This is a genomic window from Erwinia sp. JUb26 (assembly GCF_003751505.1).
Taxonomy (GTDB): domain Bacteria; phylum Pseudomonadota; class Gammaproteobacteria; order Enterobacterales; family Enterobacteriaceae; genus Erwinia.
On the sequence record NZ_RJVB01000007.1, the window covers coordinates 160521 to 178272 of the forward strand.

General features: G+C 55.7%; 20 protein-coding genes and 1 other RNA gene. 13 read left to right on the forward strand and 8 right to left on the reverse strand.

Annotation, left to right across the window (positions count from 1 at the left end; translation table 11 throughout):
* Window positions 1-43 precede the first annotated feature (43 nt).
* Together EC836_RS18180 and EC836_RS18185 are read left to right on the forward strand one after the other, a co-directional pair.
* On the forward strand, window positions 44-409 hold the full coding sequence (locus EC836_RS18180) for a helix-hairpin-helix domain-containing protein (protein ID WP_123335972.1): 366 nt from the start codon (window positions 44-46) through the stop codon (window positions 407-409).
* 108 nt (window positions 410-517) lie between these two features.
* The gene (locus EC836_RS18185) at window positions 518-925 is read left to right on the forward strand and encodes a thioesterase family protein (protein ID WP_123335710.1); all 408 of its coding nucleotides are present in this window, start codon (window positions 518-520) and stop codon (window positions 923-925) included.
* Window positions 926-1039: 114 nt separating this feature from the next.
* Here the strand turns inward: EC836_RS18185 and queC are convergent, their stop codons facing one another.
* Together queC and EC836_RS18195 are read right to left on the reverse strand one after the other, a co-directional pair.
* A complete protein-coding gene (gene queC, locus EC836_RS18190; RefSeq protein ID WP_123335712.1) occupies window positions 1040-1735 on the reverse strand; it encodes a 7-cyano-7-deazaguanine synthase QueC in 696 nt (231 codons plus the stop codon).
* 67 nt (window positions 1736-1802) lie between these two features.
* Window positions 1803-3503 carry an SgrR family transcriptional regulator gene (locus tag EC836_RS18195; protein ID WP_123335714.1) on the reverse strand — a complete coding sequence of 567 codons (1701 nt, stop codon included), beginning with the start codon at window positions 3501-3503 and terminating at the stop codon, window positions 1803-1805.
* Between the two features lie 100 nt (window positions 3504-3603).
* Between EC836_RS18195 and cof the strand changes: the two genes are divergently transcribed.
* The gene (gene cof, locus EC836_RS18200; RefSeq protein ID WP_123335716.1) at window positions 3604-4425 is read left to right on the forward strand and encodes an HMP-PP phosphatase; all 822 of its coding nucleotides are present in this window, start codon (window positions 3604-3606) and stop codon (window positions 4423-4425) included.
* A gap of 50 nt (window positions 4426-4475) precedes the next feature.
* On the opposite strand, the gene EC836_RS18205 is transcribed toward cof, so the two are convergent.
* Window positions 4476-5405: a DMT family transporter gene (locus EC836_RS18205; RefSeq protein ID WP_233599358.1), complete on the reverse strand. Its 930-nt coding sequence runs from the start codon at window positions 5403-5405 to the stop codon at window positions 4476-4478.
* A 100-nt stretch (window positions 5406-5505) separates the two neighbouring features.
* Between EC836_RS18205 and EC836_RS18210 the strand changes: the two genes are divergently transcribed.
* From EC836_RS18210 to amtB, 5 genes are all read left to right on the forward strand, one after another.
* Window positions 5506-5979 (forward strand): Lrp/AsnC family transcriptional regulator, encoded by a 474-nt coding sequence (locus EC836_RS18210; RefSeq protein WP_123335720.1) that lies wholly within the window; start codon window positions 5506-5508, stop codon window positions 5977-5979.
* Window positions 5980-6020: 41 nt separating this feature from the next.
* Complete coding sequence (locus EC836_RS18215) at window positions 6021-7793, forward strand: SmdA family multidrug ABC transporter permease/ATP-binding protein (protein WP_123335722.1); 1773 nt, start codon at window positions 6021-6023, stop codon at window positions 7791-7793.
* Window positions 7783-9546 (forward strand): SmdB family multidrug efflux ABC transporter permease/ATP-binding protein, encoded by a 1764-nt coding sequence (locus EC836_RS18220; RefSeq protein WP_123335724.1) that lies wholly within the window; start codon window positions 7783-7785, stop codon window positions 9544-9546. Before EC836_RS18215 ends, EC836_RS18220 begins: the two co-directional genes overlap by 11 nt.
* Window positions 9547-9819: 273 nt before the next feature.
* Entirely contained in the window at window positions 9820-10158 is a 339-nt protein-coding gene (gene glnK / locus EC836_RS18225) for a P-II family nitrogen regulator (RefSeq protein ID WP_105590813.1), read from the forward strand.
* 19 nt (window positions 10159-10177) lie between these two features.
* Complete coding sequence (gene amtB, locus EC836_RS18230; RefSeq protein ID WP_199735232.1) at window positions 10178-11479, forward strand: ammonium transporter AmtB; 1302 nt, start codon at window positions 10178-10180, stop codon at window positions 11477-11479.
* Window positions 11480-11571: 92 nt separating this feature from the next.
* Here the strand turns inward: amtB and tesB are convergent, their stop codons facing one another.
* Window positions 11572-12432, reverse strand: a complete 861-nt coding sequence (tesB, locus tag EC836_RS18235; protein WP_123335726.1) for an acyl-CoA thioesterase II — start codon at window positions 12430-12432, stop codon at window positions 11572-11574.
* Window positions 12433-12655: 223 nt separating this feature from the next.
* Here tesB and EC836_RS18240 point away from each other — a divergent pair, with 223 nt between their 5' ends.
* Window positions 12656-13213, forward strand: a complete 558-nt coding sequence (locus EC836_RS18240) for a YbaY family lipoprotein (protein WP_123335728.1) — start codon at window positions 12656-12658, stop codon at window positions 13211-13213.
* 40 nt (window positions 13214-13253) lie between these two features.
* Here the strand turns inward: EC836_RS18240 and EC836_RS18245 are convergent, their stop codons facing one another.
* Window positions 13254-13568 (reverse strand): MGMT family protein, encoded by a 315-nt coding sequence (locus EC836_RS18245; protein ID WP_123335730.1) that lies wholly within the window; start codon window positions 13566-13568, stop codon window positions 13254-13256.
* A gap of 246 nt (window positions 13569-13814) precedes the next feature.
* Here EC836_RS18245 and ffs point away from each other — a divergent pair.
* Both ffs and EC836_RS18255 read left to right on the forward strand, forming a co-directional pair.
* Window positions 13815-13911: signal recognition particle sRNA small type (gene ffs, locus EC836_RS18250), an RNA gene on the forward strand.
* A gap of 134 nt (window positions 13912-14045) precedes the next feature.
* Window positions 14046-14465 carry a lysozyme inhibitor LprI family protein gene (locus EC836_RS18255; protein WP_123335732.1) on the forward strand — a complete coding sequence of 140 codons (420 nt, stop codon included), beginning with the start codon at window positions 14046-14048 and terminating at the stop codon, window positions 14463-14465.
* 194 nt (window positions 14466-14659) lie between these two features.
* Here EC836_RS18255 and EC836_RS18260 read toward each other — a convergent pair whose 3' ends face one another.
* From EC836_RS18260 to EC836_RS18270, 3 genes are all read right to left on the reverse strand, one after another.
* Window positions 14660-14878, reverse strand: a complete 219-nt coding sequence (locus EC836_RS18260) for an HHA domain-containing protein (protein ID WP_123335977.1) — start codon at window positions 14876-14878, stop codon at window positions 14660-14662.
* A gap of 27 nt (window positions 14879-14905) precedes the next feature.
* A complete protein-coding gene (tomB, locus tag EC836_RS18265; protein ID WP_123335733.1) occupies window positions 14906-15286 on the reverse strand; it encodes an Hha toxicity modulator TomB in 381 nt (126 codons plus the stop codon).
* A gap of 146 nt (window positions 15287-15432) precedes the next feature.
* A complete protein-coding gene (locus tag EC836_RS18270) occupies window positions 15433-15786 on the reverse strand; it encodes a hypothetical protein (RefSeq protein ID WP_123335735.1) in 354 nt (117 codons plus the stop codon).
* Window positions 15787-16199: 413 nt separating this feature from the next.
* Here EC836_RS18270 and EC836_RS18275 point away from each other — a divergent pair, with 413 nt between their 5' ends.
* A complete protein-coding gene (locus tag EC836_RS18275; RefSeq protein WP_123335979.1) occupies window positions 16200-16889 on the forward strand; it encodes a metal ABC transporter ATP-binding protein in 690 nt (229 codons plus the stop codon).
* Window positions 16886-17749, forward strand: coding sequence for a metal ABC transporter permease (locus EC836_RS18280; RefSeq protein WP_123335737.1), 864 nt, complete (start codon window positions 16886-16888; stop codon window positions 17747-17749). Before EC836_RS18275 ends, EC836_RS18280 begins: the two co-directional genes overlap by 4 nt.
* The last annotated feature ends 3 nt before the right edge of the window (window positions 17750-17752 follow it).

A 17752-nucleotide genomic window follows, 5' to 3' on the forward strand; every position in this document is an offset into this window, starting at 1 on the left:
GTCGTAGGTTGGTGATGCTGTCAAACACATGGAGGAAAACAGCATGTTTAAATCAACGCTTCAGGCTCTTTCACTGGCATTTGGTATGGCGCTTATCACCCCCGCGCTGGCAGCAGGCAACGCGGAGACACCGAAGGACGTGAAGGCTGAAACCCGAACGGAAGTGAAAACGCTGGCGCCGCAGGGGGTTGGCAAGAGCGGCGAGGATGCGGGTGGGCAGGTAAGCATTAACAGTGCCAACGCACAGGAGCTGGCGGCAGCGATGAACGGCGTGGGGCTAAAAAAAGCGGAATCGATCGTCAGCTATCGTGACAAATATGGCCCTTTCAGCCAGTTGGATCAGCTCACGGAAGTTCCGGGGATTGGCAAGGCACTGGTCGAACGTAATTTAACACGAATTAAATTGTGATCCGTTTCGCGAGTCGGGCACGTCGGATGCAAAGCAGACGCTCCGGCTGCTAACCTGTTGGAGGTCATACCAGTTGGTGTGGCCTTTTTTACTCGGAGAGCGGAAGCAATGCAGACCACCATAAAAGTTCGTGGCTACCATCTTGATGTTTATCAACACGTGAATAACGCACGCTATCTGGAATTTCTCGAAGAAGCCCGCTGGGCCTGGCTCGAGGAAACCGAAGCCTTCCACTGGATGTCGACGAATCATCTGGCGTTTATCGTGGTCAATATCAACATCAACTATCGTCGGCCCGCGGTGCTCGGCGATGTCCTGCTGGTCAACAGCAAGGTACAGCAGTTGAACGGTAAAAGCGGCGTGATTGCGCAAACGGTCACGCTGCAGCCCGACGGTGAGACGGTGGCCGATGCGCTGTTAACCTTTGTCTGTATCGATCTGCGGACTCAAAAGGCGCAGCCGATGGAAGGGGAACTGCGCCAGAGGATGGAGGCGATGCTGGCGCTGAGTGAATAGAGTACGATGTTTTTACTTATTCAATTAAGCGGGATCATCTTAACTTCATCATTATTCGTTTCTTCGGCCTGTTGGCAGGGTTCACCGGGCGGGGAGCCCGGTTGACACCGCCCGTTAGACCAGGCCGGTTTTTGTTTTCATTGCCTGCATTACGGCGGTGGCATTGTGCTGGTATTCCTGCAGGCCGTTAGCCCGCAGATGGCAGGCCGCACACTCACCACAGCCGTCGCCCTGAATGCCGTTGTAGCAGGTTAGGGTTTGCTCGCGGACCAGTTTGAGCTGTTGCCAGTAGTCGGCCAGCGCCCAGGTTTCCGCCTTGTTTAGCCACATCAGCGGCGTTTCGAAGCGGATATCACGCGCCATGCCCAGTGAGACGGCCTGGTTGAGCGCTTTTACAAACTCATCTCGGCAGTCAGGGTAGCCCGAAAAATCGGTTTCACACACACCGGTAATCACCGCTTCGGCTTCCACCTGGTAGGCATAAATTGCCGCCAGCGTCAGGAAGAGGATATTGCGCCCCGGTACAAAGGTACTCGGCAGGCCGCTGCTGGCAGGATCCCACGTGGGAACCGGGATGTTATCGCGGGTCAGGCTGCTGACGGCCAGCTCATTTAGCAGGGTGACATCCAGAACCTTGTGCGCGCGGGCACCCAGCGACACTGACAGCTGCTGAGCAACGTCAATTTCCGCCCGATGCCGCTGACCATAATCAAAGGTGACACAGTGGACTTCGTCATACTGCTTGAGGGCCTGGATCAGACAGGTTGTTGAGTCCTGACCCCCGCTGAATACTACGACTGCACGTTTCATACTTGCTCTTCCTGATAATGTTCTGCCCGCTATGGTACTGCCTGCACTGGCAGAAAGGTAGTTTCACTCAGTCAATGGCAACCGGTGGCGGGATCCACGCGCGGGAAAAATCAAACCACCCCCACGCATTCAGACGGATCCCCTCGACGTCCGGCGGCGCGCTGACCTGATAGCGATAGTTGAACAACGGCGTAATGGTGGCCTGGCGCATCAGTTTCTGAAACACCGCCTGCATTGCATCGTGCCGACTGGCCGCCTCGCCGTGTTGCTGGAGTTCATTCAGCGATGCCAGCAGGTTTTGCCAGCACGGCTGGCCGATAATCGCTGGCCATAGCGGATCCAGCCGTAGCCAGCTTTCGAGGGTAAACACCGGTGCCTCACCGATCAGGCGATCGCCCATCACCAGGTCGGCCTCCGGCAGCAAGTGATAATCCTGCCAATTTTTCGCCGGGTGAAAGTGCAGCGTCAACCGACAGCCCTGTGCGGCCAGCAGCTGCTGAAGGCGAATAGCCATCGCATGCAGTTCTACCGGCAGATGATAGTGCAGGCTGAGCGTCGCGGGCAGTGCCATGTGCCTGTCGGGCTCCCACTGCGGAATTTGCCAGCCTGGCAGCATCTCACCGCTGGGCGAAATCAGCCCTTCCTCCAGCGGCAGCTGCTCTACCAGCCCCGACTGATGCACCAGCGCCATAATATGCTGTGCCTGAGCGGGGCTGAGCCCGGAGCGCTGGCCAATCGCCAGGTAACAGAATCCCAGACTGATGCGCTGGCTCACCGGCTGCAACTGGGCGAGATCCTGCTGTGCGCCTATCGCTATCTGAACTGGATGGCGGCAGCTGGTGCCGAGCTCCCGGTCAAAAAGCTGCGGTGCAATCCAGTATTCAACCGCCTGCATCAGGGGGTGGACGCCGTGATACCAGCCGTGACTTTCCAGCCTGACCAGCATCGTTGAATTGGCGACCAGCCGCCACGGGCCGGTACCGATATCCGGATTATCGGGATGGGGTAAAAGGCAGCAGACGCTGGCCAGACGGTGAGCCAGCCAGTAGTCCGCAAAGTGCAGATCGATGCGCAGGCACAGCGCATGCGCCTGCGACACGCTCTTCACGCTGGCGAGCATCCGCTCCCCGGTCGGGCTGGCAAGGATAGTTAACAGCGACTGCTGCAGCTGGTGGGCATTGACCGCTTCACCGTGATGCCAGCGCAGTTGAGGGCGCAGGAAGAAAAACCAGCTCAGTCCATCGTCGCTAATCTGCCAGTGATGGGCGAGGTCGGGAATGGCGTCGTCACCGGCCAGACGGCTCAGTCCGGAGAACACCTGCTGGGCAAGGTGCTGCTCCGCACGCCCGGCCAGCACCAGCGGCCGCAGGGGATCCAGCTTGCGGTAGTAGGGGATACGCAGGGTCGGCTGGTTATTCTGCCACTGGCCGCCAAGAAACGGCTGCAGAAGCTGGCTGAGCTGCTCGGTGGCCAGCGGCACCAGCTGCAGGGCATGCTGCGGCTGCCCCCTGTCCAACTGCTGCAGCATCATTTCGCTACGCAGCTCTTCAGGCGAACGAAAAAAGGTTACGGTTCCACGCTTGCCGCGCCCTGCGCGTGCTTCCCATCGCAGCCAGCCAGCATCCTGCCACTGATTAAGCAGTGTACGAACGTGGCGCTCACTACAAAAACAGCCGTTGGCTATTTCACTAACGCTGGACGACAGCGGCAGGCCTTCGCTGCGCTGCCAAAGCCGCTGGTATTGATTTAACCGGTTAATTACACGCATCAGCCTAAACCCGGAACAGTTTTAGAAAAGTATTCACTATTTGTTCCGTAAATACCAGGGGATACTTGCTGACAGATTAACCACCGTTGCCGGAGTGATTATGGTTCGCCTTGCCGCATTTGATATGGATGGAACGTTGCTTTTACCGACTCATGAGTTTGGGGAACAAACCTTGTTGAGCCTGAGATCGCTACAGGCGCATCCGGTACAGCTGGCCTTTGCTACCGGGCGTCACTTCCTGGAAATGCAGCCACTGATGCAGCAGCACAATCTTCCCGCCTGGTTAATCAGCGGCAACGGAACCCGGGTTCACGATGCGGCGGGGGGCCTGCTGTTCGGTTCCGATCTGCCACCGTCAGTGGCCCGACAGGTGATCCACAGCCACTGGCAGACCGAAGCCAGCCTGCACGTTTTCAACGACGACGGCTGGTTTACCGAATTTGATGAACCTGAAATTTTAGACGCGCATCAGCTGAGTGGTTTTCGCTATCAGGTTGCCGATCCGCGCACCCTGGCGGAGCATCAGGTAACCAAAATCTGCTTTCTCGGCGAGCATGAAGATTTGTGCCAGCTGCTGATCCAGCTGCGTGAAGCCCTTGGAGACAGCGCTCACCTTTGCTTCTCCGCCAGCCACTGCCTGGAGGTGCTGCCGCTGGGCTGTAATAAAGGATCGGCACTCACCCGCCTTACCGGCCATCTGCAGATTGAGATGGCGGCCTGCATGGCCTTCGGTGACGCGATGAACGATGTGGAAATGCTGAATCAGGTTGGATATGGCTTTGTAATGCAAAATGCGATGGCGCAACTGAAAGCACAGCTGCCGCATTTACCCGTTATTGGACATTGCGCGACGCAGGGAGTGTCGCATTACCTCAATCACTGGCTTAACACACCACATCTCGACTATTCCCCCGAATACTGAGACCCGTTTTCCAGTGTGCCGGACATGATGTCCGGCTTTTTTGTTTTTATTTACTGACGCAATGCTGCGGGCAAAGCCGATTCTTGTTTACGCTGTGCGCCGCGATACAGAGTCAGTAAAATCCCCATCAGGAACGGTAACAGCAGCAGTAAGGATTCGCGGCTGATACTGCTGCCGTTGAGCCAGTTTTCCAGCGCGATAGCGATCAGCGGGAATACCAGAAACACCAGCGAGGCCTGGAACGGGCGCGCAACCTGCTGCAGGGCAAAGTAGCACAGGATCCCCCCCACGCCTGCAACGAATCCCAGATAAGCGATAGCCATCAGTGCCTCAGGAGCAAACGCGTGAAAATCCGGTGATTCTCCAAGACCGGTCAGCGTCAACAGCACCCCGGCACCCAGGCAGGGAAGGGCGTTGTAGCTCAGCACGGAAATCCCGGCGCAGCGCTTTTTACACTGAACGTACATCAATGCGTGGATCAGCACCGCCGCGACCAGCGCCAGAATCCCCTTTAGCTGGCTCACCCCGTTGGCCTGGGTTTCATGCCAGAGAATGGTGCTCAGTGCGCCAAGACTGATTGCAAGCCCCAGCAGTTGCTGTAGTGACGTTTTCTCCCGCAGAAACAGCAACGACGCCGCCAGCACCGCCGCAGGCATGGTGGCGAAGATAATCGCCGCCAGGCTGGAAGAGGTGTAGCGTTCGCCGTAGATCATCAGCGTAAACGGAATCGCAAAGTAAAACAGCATGACGCACAGCTGGAAACCACGCTGCCCGACGGGAAACAGCAGCGGAGCACGGCGATAGCGGGCCAGTAGTAAGAGCAGCGGGGCGGCACAGAGGAAGCGCAGCCCGGTTGCGAAAACAGGAGGAACGGTGGCAACGGTGATTTTCATCGCCATCCACGTCGTCCCCCATGTCAGTGCGACGGCGGTAAAAAGCCCGGCAATGAGCAGGTTGCGGTAAATATTTTTGTTTATCATCATCATCCCTGAAATGGACTGGAGAGGTGTCAGATTAACTAAACCGCTGGGGAAAAGGTTGCTATAATCATGCTGCACAAACGACCAGTGAGAGAAAATTTTGCTACAAAACCCGCTTGATAAAAAAGACCGAATGCTGCTTAACCTGCTACAGCAGGACTGTATGCTTTCGCTGCAGGCGCTGGCCGACGCGGTCAGCCTGACCACCACGCCCTGCTGGAAGCGCTTGAAAAGGCTTGAGGATGAGGGCTATATTCGCGGCCGGGTGGCACTGCTTGACGGCGAAAAGCTGGGGCTGGGGCTGACGGCGTTTGTGCTGATAAAAACCCAGCAGCACAGCAGCAGCTGGTTCCAGCAGTTTGTCGCCTTAGTGCAGGCGATGCCTGAAGTGATGGGGTTTTACCGCATGGCCGGGGAATATGACTACCTGCTGAAGGTGCAGGTGGCCGATATGAAAAGCTACGACGGCTTTTACAAACGGCTGGTCAACGGCATTCCGGGCCTGATCGATGTCACTTCGAGTTTTGCCATGGAAGAGATAAAATACACCACCGCTTTGCCGGTTGCCCCCTGAACGGCAGCCGTCTTTTTTCCGGTCGATAACCAGGATATTTTGTGCGACTTTTCAGCCAGCTAAGTTGGTACTTCCTTCGCGAATGGCGGCGCTACGTGGGCGCCGTTCTGCTGCTCATCGTCATTGCGCTGCTGCAGCTTCTACCGCCCCATATTGTTGGCACAATCGTTGACGGTGTCAGCCAGCAGCAGATGAGCCATCAGCGGCTGCTGGTGTGGGTTGGCGTGATGTTGCTCACCGCCGTGGTGGTCTATTTACTGCGCTACGTCTGGCGCGTGCTGCTGTTTGGTGCGTCCTATCAGCTGGCGGTGGAGCTGCGTGAAGATTTTTATCGCCAGCTTAGTCGGCAGCATCCCGAATTCTATTTGCGTCACCGTACCGGTGACCTGATCGCCCGTGCAACGAACGACGTTGACCGCGTGGTCTTTGCCGCCGGGGAAGGCGTGTTGACCCTGGTGGACTCGCTGGTGATGGGCTGCGCCGTGCTGATTGTGATGAGCACGCAGATCAGCTGGGAGCTGACGCTGCTGGCGCTGCTGCCGATGCCGGTGATGGCGCTGGTGATTAAACGCTACGGCGATCAGCTGCATAACCGCTTCAAACTGGCGCAGGCGGCGTTCTCATCGTTAAACGATCAGACCCAGGAGAGCCTGACCAGCATACGCATGATCAAAGCCTTTGGTCTGGAAGATCGCCAGTCGGCGCAGTTTGCCGACATTGCCCGCGATACCGGCGAAAAAAACCTGCGCGTCGCCCGGGTTGATGCCCGCTTTGATCCGACGATTTACGTGGCGATTGGTCTGTCGAATCTGCTGGCGATCGGCGGCGGCAGCTGGATGGTGTGGCACGGCGAGATAAGCCTGGGCCAGCTGACCAGTTTTGTGATGTACCTCGGCCTGATGATCTGGCCAATGCTGGCGCTGGCGTGGATGTTTAACATCGTTGAGCGCGGTAGCGCGGCGTGGAGCCGCATCAAGGTGCTGCTGTCGGAAGCACCGACGGTCACCGATGGCGAGACCGTCCTGCCGGAAGGGCGCGGTGAGCTCCAGGTGGCGATCGGCGAGTTCCGCTATCCGGCAGCCGCCCAGCCGGCCCTGTCGGACATTCATCTCCGCCTGGCACCCGGCCAGATGCTGGGGCTGTGCGGCCCAACCGGATCGGGGAAAAGCACCGTGCTGAGCCTGATCCAGCGCCATTTCGATATCGGCAGCGGGGACATTCTCTATCACGATATTCCGCTCACCCAACTGCAGCTGGACAGCTGGCGCAGCCGCCTGGCGGTGGTCAGCCAGACGCCGTTCCTGTTTTCCGACACCATTGCCAACAATATTTCCCTCGGCAATCCGGGGGCCACGCAGGATGAGATCGAGCGGGCGGCGATGCTGGCATCCGTGCACGACGACATCCTGCGCCTGCCTGAGGGCTACGATACGGAAGTCGGGGAACGCGGAGTGATGCTGTCCGGCGGGCAAAAGCAGCGTATTTCTATAGCCCGCGCGCTGCTGCTCAATGCCGAAATTCTGGTGCTGGATGATGCGCTGTCGGCGGTCGATGGCCGCACCGAGCACCAGATCCTGCACAATCTGCGCAGCTGGGGCGAAGGGCGTACCATTATCATCAGCGCGCATCGGCTTTCCGCCCTGACCGAAGCCAGCGAAATTCTGGTATTGCAGCATGGCAAAATCGCCCAGCGCGGCAGCCATGAACAGCTGGCCGCAGCCAGCGGATGGTATCGCGATATGTACCGCTATCAGCAGCTGGAAGCGGCGCTGGACGAGGATGAATCAGAACAGGAGGTGCCGCATGGCGAATGACAACCGGCGGCTGTGGCCAACGCTTAAACGCCTGCTCTCCTATGGCGCGCCGTGGCGCAAATCGCTGAGTCTTGCGGTGCTGATGCTGTGGGTGGCGGCCGCGGCCGAAGTGCTGGGGCCGGTGCTGATTAGCTATTTCATCGACAATATGGTGGCGAAACATTATATGCCGCTGGGGCTGGCGGCCGGTCTGATAACCAGCTTCCTGCTGCTGCAGTTGCTGGCTGCGGCGCTGCACTACTGGCAGTCACTGCTGTTTAACGAGGCCGCCGTAGGCGTGGTGCAGCGCCTGCGTACCGACGTCATGGACGCCGCCCTGCGCCAGCCGCTCAGCGCATTTGATACCCAGCCGGTGGGGCAGATTATTTCTCGCGTCACCAACGATACCGAAGTGGTGCGCGATCTTTACGTCACCGTGGTGGCGACCGTGCTGCGCAGCGCAGCGCTGGTGGGGGCAATGCTGGTGGCGATGTTCAGCCTCGACTGGCGCATGGCGCTGATCGCCATTGCTATCTTCCCGGCGGTGCTGATCGTGATGCTGATTTATCAGCGTTACAGCACGCCGATTGTTCGCCGGGTGCGCAGCTATCTGGCAGACATCAACAACGGCTTTAATGAAGCGATCAACGGCATGAGCGTTATCCAGCAGTTTCGCCAGCAGGCGCGCTTCGGTGAGCGCATGGGTGCCGCCAGCCGCTCGCATTATCTGGCGCGGATGCAGACGCTGCGGCTGGATGGTTTTCTGCTGCGGCCGCTGCTCAGCCTGTTTTCCGCGATGATTCTGTGCGGCCTGATGCTGCTGTTTGGTTTTTCGTCGGTGGGAGCGATAGAGGTTGGGGTACTTTACGCCTTTATTAACTATCTGGGCCGCCTTAACGAGCCGCTTATCGAGCTGACCACGCAGCAGTCGATGTTACAGCAGGCGGTGGTCGCCGGTGAGCGCATTTTTGAGCTGATGGATGCACCGCGCCAGCCCTATGGCGAAGACGCACAGCCGCTGTCCAGCGGCAGCATCGCGATTCGCAATCTGACCTTTGCCTATCGCACCGGCAAGCCGGTTCTGACCGATATCAATCTGGACGTGGCCCCGCGCGATTTCGTCGCGCTGGTTGGCCATACGGGCAGCGGCAAAAGCACGCTGGCCAATTTGCTGATGGGCTACTATCCGCTCAGCAAGGGCGAGATCCTGCTGGATGGCCGCCCGCTGGAATCGCTCAGCCACGCCTCGCTGCGCCAGAGCGTGGCGATGGTGCAGCAGGATCCGGTAGTGTTGGCCGATACCTTCTTTGCCAACGTCACGCTGGGGCGGGATATTAGCGAACAGGCGGTCTGGCAGGCGCTGGAAACCGTGCAGCTGGCTTCCCTGGCGCGAAGCATGTGCAACGGAATCTACACCCGGTTGGGCGAGCAGGGGAATAACCTGTCCGTTGGGCAAAAACAGCTGCTGGCGATGGCGCGGGTTCTGGTGGCAACGCCGAAGATCCTGATCCTGGATGAAGCCACCGCCAATATTGACTCGGGTACCGAACAGGCAATCCAGAAGGCGCTGCGGGCCATACGCCAGCAGACCACGCTGGTGGTCATTGCCCATCGCCTTTCTACCATCACCGAAGCCGATACGATCCTGGTTCTGCACCGCGGGCAGGCAGTGGAGCGTGGCAATCATCAGCAGTTGCTGGCCGCGCAGGGCCGCTACTGGCAAATGTACCAGCTACAGCTGGCGGGTGAAGAGTTGGCTGCTGCAGAGAGCTGATCATTATGCAGCAGAGAATGCACCAAATTCAGGCGAAAAAATAACCATTGCCCCTGATTAATGCACTGAACCCACGCAAAACGCACCGTTAAGGTGCGTTTTTTCTATACTCCTCTTACAGGCTTTCTGTTCGCAGCATCCCATCCCAGGCTGCACCTCAGATCAACACTGACTAATCACCTGAAAACAGCCTGTTTTTCATTTCTGGCACAGCCTTTGCTTTAGTAAATCCGTGTTCGTGAAACAACCGTATTCAATACTGGAGGGGATCGTATGAAGCTGGTTACCGTGGTAATCAAACCGTTCAAACTGGAAGACGTGCGTGAAGCACTGTCATCTATCGGCATTCAGGGTCTGACCGTGACAGAAGTTAAAGGTTTTGGCAGACAAAAAGGGCATGCAGAACTTTATCGCGGAGCTGAGTACAGCGTTAACTTCCTGCCAAAAGTAAAAATTGATATTGCGATTGCAGACGACCAGATCGATGAAGTGGTTGATGTAATTAGCAAAGCCGCCTACACCGGCAAAATTGGTGACGGGAAAATCTTTGTTGCAGAACTGCAGCGGGTGATCCGTATTCGCACCGGCGAAACTGACGAAGCAGCACTGTAATTCGGGGCTAAGAATTGTGATGGGATGGGATAAAATGAAGAAACTCGCTAAGTTTGGCCTTGCCAGCATTGCTCTGTTACCGTCGCTTGCCATGGCTGCCGCTCCGGCAGTAGCGGATAAAGCCGACAACGCCTTTATGATGATCTGCACCGCGCTGGTGCTGTTTATGACAATCCCGGGCATCGCACTGTTCTACGGCGGCCTGATCCGCGGTAAGAACGTGCTGTCCATGCTGACCCAGGTGGCAATGACCTTCGCCATGGTCTGCGTTGTCTGGATGGTTTACGGTTATTCTCTGGCCTTCAGCGAAGGCAACGCGTTCTTCGGCAGCTTTGACTGGGCGATGCTGAAAGGCATTGCGCCAACGACGCTGATGGGTTCCTTCTACCAGTATATTCACGTGGCGTTCCAGGCTTCCTTTGCCTGTATCACCGTGGGCCTGATTGTTGGGGCTATTGCTGAGCGTATTCGCTTCGCAGCGGTGCTGATCTTCGTACTGATCTGGCTGACCTTTGCCTATCTGCCGATTGCACACATGGTCTGGGCGGGTGGTTTCCTGGCTCAGGATGGCGCGCTGGACTTCGCGGGCGGTACCGTTGTTCACATCAACGCCGCGGTAGCGGGTCTGGTGGGGGCTTACCTGCTGGGCAAACGTGCGGGCTTTGGTAAAGAAGCCTTCAAACCTCATAACCTGCCGATGGTCTTCACCGGCACTGCGATCCTGTACTTCGGCTGGTTTGGCTTCAACGCCGGTTCAGCAGGGACTGCGAACGAAATCGCCGGTCTGGCCTTCCTGAACACCGTCGTGGCAACGGCCGGCGCAATGCTGACCTGGACCTTCGGCGAGTGGGCACTGCGCGGTAAGCCTTCACTGCTGGGCGTCAGTTCCGGTGCGATTGCCGGTCTGGTTGCGATTACCCCAGCCTGCGGTTACGTTGGCGTCGGTGGTGCTCTGATTATCGGTCTGGTGGGCGGTCTGGCTGGCCTGTGGGGTGTGACCACCCTGAAGAAATGGCTGCGCGTTGATGACCCATGTGATGTGTTCGGTGTTCACGGCGTCTGCGGTATCGTTGGCTGTATCCTGACCGGCGTGTTCGCTTCATCTTCACTGGGCGGCGTAGGTTATGCAGAAGGCGTGACGATGGGCCATCAGGTCTGGGTACAGCTGGAAAGCGTTGCACTGACCATCGTCTGGACTGCCGTTGTCGCGTTCATCGGTTTCAAAGTGGCGGATATGATTGTTGGCCTGCGTGTTCCTGAAGACCAGGAGCGTGAAGGTCTGGACGTCAACAGCCACGGCGAGAATGCTTACAACCAGTAATCTGGTCGGGTAAGCAAAAAGAAAAGTAGTGCGCTAAAAATAAAAAAACGTGCGGGCCAATATGGCCCGCTTTTTTATTGTCTGACACTAATTTATTCGCGCTGACGAATAACGCCTTCCTGCACCGTTGAAGCCACCAGCGTTCCCTGCTGGGTATAGAACTCACCGCGAACAAAGCCACGCGCGCTGGAAGCCGATGTGCTCTCCACGCTGTACAGCAGCCATTCGCTGAGGTCGAACGGACGGTGGAACCACATAGAGTGGTCGATGGTAGCGACCTGCATCCCCGGCTCAAGGAAGCCTTTACCGTGCGGCTGAAGCGAGACCGGCAGGAAATTGAAGTCGGATACGTAACCGAGCAGATACTGATGAATGCGCTTATCTTCCGGCATGGTTCCGTTCGCGCGGATCCACAGGTGGCGATACGGCTCATCCACATGGCCTCTCAGCGGGTTGTGAAACTTCACCGGACGGATTTCAAACGGCTTTTCCGACAGGAACTTGTCGCGATAGGGCGCGGGGATATGCTGCGCGAGTTTTTGCGCGATATCATGCTCGGAGGGCAAATCGTCCGGGCCGGGAACCACCGGCATGGTTTTCTGATGCTCAAAGCCGCTTTCCGGGCCCTGGAATGAGGCGGTCATGTAAAAAATCGGTTTGCCGTTTTGAACGGCTTTAACCCTGCGGGCGCTGAAGCTGTTGCCATCCCTCAGATTTTCCACATCGTAAATAATCGCCTTCTGGCTGTCGCCGGGGCGTAGAAAGTAGCTGTGAAAGGAGTGGATAATGCGTTCGCTGGGCACGGTCTGTTTGGCTGCATAGAGCGCCTGGCCGACAACCTGGCCGCCAAAGACCTGGCGCAGGCCAAGATCTTCACTTTGCCCACGGAATAACCCCTCTTCCAGGCTTTCCAAATCGAGCAGATTTAATAAATTTTGCAGCGCCTGGCTCATGTGCGGCATCCTCTTGAAAATTTCAGTCCTCAGTTTGCGAGATCCGACCAGTTAGCGTCAACGCCTGTTTGTGGGATCTGCGCAGTTTATGCGGAAAGAATGAAAATAGCTGGTTACAGGAAAAATCCAGCAACATGTGCCAGAATTAAAGCCTGACGGGCAGTAAAGCTCTGCCCATGAACGGCATTATCGCGCCGTAGGGATTAAAAAGGAGAAGACATCCATGAAACTCTGGCTTGTATTAAGCAGTGCCGCACTTGCGGTGGCAATCTCTGGCTGTGCGGATAAAAGCAAAGATGTGCCAACACCGACACTGGGTTCGCAGGTGCAGGGTCAGCAGGCCGTGATCCAGCAGCCAAACGTGAGCGGTACGGTGTGGATACGCCAGAAAATAGCGCTGCCGCCGGATGCGGTACTGACGGTGACGCTCTCAGACGCCTCACTGGCCGATGCGCCGTCGAAAGTATTGTCACAGCGGGTGACGCGTACCGAAGGCAAGCAGGCACCGTTCCAGTTCGTTCTGCCGTTTAATCCGGCCGATGTTCAGCCCGGTGCGCGCATTCTGCTCAGTGCAGCCGTAACGGTCGATGGCAAAATGCTGTTTATTACCGATTCGGTGAAGCAGGTGGTGACCACGGGCGGCACGCGACAGGATCTGACGCTGGTCCCGGTGCCATCAATGCCGTTACAGACCCAAAGCGGCGCAGCGACCTCGGTGCCGTCAACGTCGCCAACGCAGGTGACACCTTCCTCAGCAGTTCCTGCACCGACCGCATATTGATCGGTTCTCCGAACGATGTAACGCCCCTGCGGGGGCGTTATTACGGCTTCCAGCGATAGCGCTTCAAATCGACTTTACCTTCCGGCGAAACCTCAACTCCCTCTGCTTCCAGCGCCTGTCGCTGTCGACTTAAATCATCGCCGATCAGTGATATTTCGCCCAGTCGGTTAATCACCCGATGCCAGGGAAGCTTGCTGCCCTCCGGCAGGCGTTTCAGTACGCCGCCGACCTGACGCGCAGCTCTCGGTGAGCCCGCCAGATTGGCAATCTCTCCGTACGTTGTGACGGAGCCGTAAGGAATGGCCGCGAGGATCTGAAAGATGCGCTGTCGAAAATTGTCGTGTTCTGAGTTCAGATGTTCCTCCTGAGCATAACCGTTAGCAGGTTCCTGCCACGAGTAAGGCGTCCTGCAACAGGGTGAGTATAAAGGAGGGGCGAGGATTTGTGGGTAGATTAATGGACGCTATATGGCCTCCGATGAAGGAATATCCGCCGTATTGTGCAAGAAACAAACGGTCATCGGGGGCTGGCTTGCAATTGCCCTGGGGTTCATTGATAATGCGCCTGCGCTTCGGTTATCCGAGGCCGTCAATGGGGGCCCTGTTGGTTCTCCCGCAATGCTAATTTGTGAATTCGGTCAGGTCCGGAAGGAAGCAGCCGTAACAAATGACGCGTGTGCCGGGATGTAGCTGGCAGGGCCCCCACCCAATTCTGCCGTCCAAACGCCTCCATTATATTCAGCCACGCCGATAAACCTCTGAGACAAACGTTGCAATACCCGTGTAGAACGGCATAGTTTCTCCTGTGTGATGTCATTACTAAGGAGATAAAAATGCAAAAGATACTGTTAACAGGCCTGGTGCTGTGTTCATTATCCCTTCCTGCTCTCGCGGAGGATAATGTGGGTAAAGCGTTAGACAGCAAGCTGCAAACGTGTACGGCGAATGCGGAAAATACCCTGGCATCGGTTGAATGTTACAAGGTGGGACTGGCAGGGTGGGATGCGGAACTCAATAACCAGTACCGACTGCTGTTAGCCGATCAATCAGCGGAGTTTAAGGCTGCGATGAAAACCTCGCAGGTTGCCTGGATCGCGTATCGGAATGCTTACATTAAGGCAATGCAAAGTTACTACCGACAGCAGCAGGGTACTATCTGGGGAATTATCATGTCTGAGGCACAGCTACGCATCACGCGCGATAAAGCGATTGAACTCTACAAATTACGTAAGAGTACAAACCTCGAAGGTTAATTGTGAAGCGCTGGGATTAATTAGAGTTTCAGTTCGATGCCCTGCGTATAGCAGACATCCTTTCCGTGCATTGACGGTTGATTCCAGTGAATTCTGATAGCATCTTTTCCGACGTTCTGCTGGCTGGACGTCGCCCGTTACGCCCAAACCAGCTCTGCCCACGCTACTCTATTAAAATCAAAACCATTTAAATGTCAGCGGACAAATTTCCACACGGCAACAGGGACTTTGTCATAAAGTTTATTCATGGTGAGTTCTGCAAGACGATGGTCGGCTGCTGAATAAAATATAGCCAGTTCATCATCAGATAATTCGTACTTGTTCTTTTCAATCACGCGCTCAAGAGTGTCGATAGAACGACAGCGTCTGAGGCGCATCAGATAATCAGTTTTAGTTAAAAGTTTCTCAGTCATCATTAAACCGTAAGGAGTAGTGGGTTACTAAAAGGAATGGCTGGCCTGAATTTGGCCGGGCGCACACTCTTCTGCAAAAATGTTGAACAGGCGTTTTGCTGATTTTTGCCAACGCTGAAGGTCCTGTGCATTAATGCCGTAGTTGCTGAATAACATAAAAGTATCATCGAGATAATCGTCAATCTGTCCAATCAGATCGGTATCATCAACGTGCTTGATTTTGTAATTCATAGTAAAAGCAGCAATGTGCTCAATCAGGTCATTAAGCTGCAGGTTGATGGCTGAAGTAGGGTCGTTAACCCAGCCGTGATGGCTGTCGCCTAACGTTGCCATACTTTCATCATACAGGTTTTCACACAAGAATTTCAGCTGTGCAATATCATGCCTTCTCGGTGAGTATTCGTCCATCTTTTTCCCCTCCATCGCTAGAAAAACATGCTGATTAACAGCACTTTTATACTCGGTAGGCCAGGAAGTGATAATTACTCTTCAAATGAAACATCTATTTAAAATATAACTTAGTTTCATTTTTTTGTTAACTGATTGACTGATTATTACAATTCTTCCGACATGGAGTCCTGTTCGTTGTCAATGAAATCAAACACCAATGCGCCATCTGCCAGGACAAAATTGACCGAGTTATTACTGGTTTCGTCTGAATCAATATCAAGGCAGGCATTGAAGACGTTCCAGAGGAAACTATAGTTCATTTTATAACGTGATTGCCCCAGCTCTTCCAGGGAAATAACATTCAGAGTATTCGGAACATAACGGGCATTCGGGGAATACCACATCAAGTTGCCGACCAGATCTTCCTCTATTTTCGGAATGTTCTGTTTAATTTCCTCAATTAATTCTAGTGGAGTAATGTCACTTTGACGATTTTTTAATGGTAAAGTTCTGTGCATTTTTTACTCCGAAGTTAATTATTGCTAATAAAGATGACGCATTTTTACAGCAAAACCCTAGCCTGTGTCATTCTGGTTTAGTCTATCGTTATGATTTGTCAATTGATTGTTATTTCATATTGCGCATCTTTTCTTTGAGTCGCTTCACGCTTGTTGAATTTTCTTTATATAAATCATCGCACAGTTCGTCACGGCATAATGTAATACTTAGATACATTTTAATCTTATCAATTCGCCAATTTTAGCAGTAGATTGTTGTTATGTTATAACATATTGAATGATGCTATGCGCTACCCTTCCTCTTCTTTTTCTCGATTTGGCACCCTGTTCAGCTGGCCAGCATGGTTACGAATGGCGTTAACACTCGCGCTAGTCGTGCTGCTGATGCTGATGACTGAATGGGCGGCCGCCTGATGATAACCCTGAATAAGTTAATTGTCGGCTACCAGCAGCGCGCAGTGACGCCTGAGCTGGTCGGCGAGTTTACCCAGGGCAGTATGACGGCGCTGGTTGGCGACAACGGCAGCGGCAAATCAACGCTGCTGAAAACCCTGTGTGGGATGATCCCACCGGTGAGCGGCAGTATCAGCCTGCCGACACCGCGCCCGACGATTGCCTGGCTACCGCAGCATGCTGAACTTGAAAAAACCTTTCCCCTGACCGTATTCGATCTGGTGGCGATGGGCTTCTGGCGCCAGTGCGGCTGGTTTGGCGGGATTAATCGCCAGCAGCGCAGGCAGGTGCTTGAAGCACTGGAGCGCGTCCGCATGCTGCCGTTTGTCGATGCGTCACCGGGTACGCTGTCCGGCGGCCAGTTGCAGCGCGTGCTGTTTGCCCGGCTGCTGATTCAGGATGCCGAATTACTGCTGCTGGATGAGCCGTTTAGCGGCGTCGACAGCGACACCATCGCTCTGCTGATCGAGCTACTGGCGGAGCGCCACCGCGCAGGCTGCACGCTGATTGTCGTGCTGCACGATATGGCGACGGTCGCGAATCATTTTCCTCAGGTACTGCGTTTGAAAGCGAACCACAGCGAATGGTCCTGCCGCACCTGCGGCGTCACCGGACTGAATTTTTCCCGCAGCGGGGAGGCACGAGCATGATGCTGATTGAGCCGTTTATAGAATTTGGTTTCATGCGTCGTGCGTTGGTGGCCTGTGTCGCTCTCTCACTGAGTGCAACGCCGCTCGGGGTGTTTTTACTGCTACGGCGTATGAGCCTGGTTGGCGACGCGTTATCGCACGCCGTTCTGCCGGGGGCGGCAATTGGCTATCTGATTTCAGGGCTGTCGCTGGTGGCGATGGGGATCGGCGGCGCGATTGCCGGGCTGACGGTGGCCTTGCTCTCCGGTGCGGTCAGCCGCTACACGCCGCTGCGGGAGGATGCCAGCTTTGCCGGCTTCTATCTTGGGTCGCTGGCATTAGGGGTGACGCTGGTGTCGCTGCGCGGTTCCAGCGTCGACCTGCTGCACGTGCTGTTTGGCTCCCTGCTGGCCGTTGATGCCCCCTCCATTCTACTGGTCAGCAGTATCAGCGGCATCTCTCTGCTGGTACTGGCATTAATTTATCGCCCGCTGGTGATCGATGCGTTTGACCCGACGTTTCTGGCGGCGCAGAACCGCTGGACCTCACCGCTGGTCCACGGAATTTTTCTGGTGCTGGTGGTGATTAATCTGGTTGCCGGTTTCCAGGTGCTGGGGACGTTAATGAGCGTTGGCCTGATGATGCTGCCTGCTGCCAGCGCCCGCTTCTGGAGCCGGCATCTCTCCGGCACCCTCGCAGCAGCCATGCTGCTGGCGACATTCGCAAGTTTCATCGGCCTTTGCGCCTCATTTTACCTCTCGCTGCCTGCCGGGCCTGCGGTGGTTCTGAGTGCGGCGGTGCTGTTCTTTATCTCAATTTTATTTGGACCCTGCGGCGGTATTTTTTCCGGACGCAGAATATTGTCTATGGCGAAGGAGTAAAAA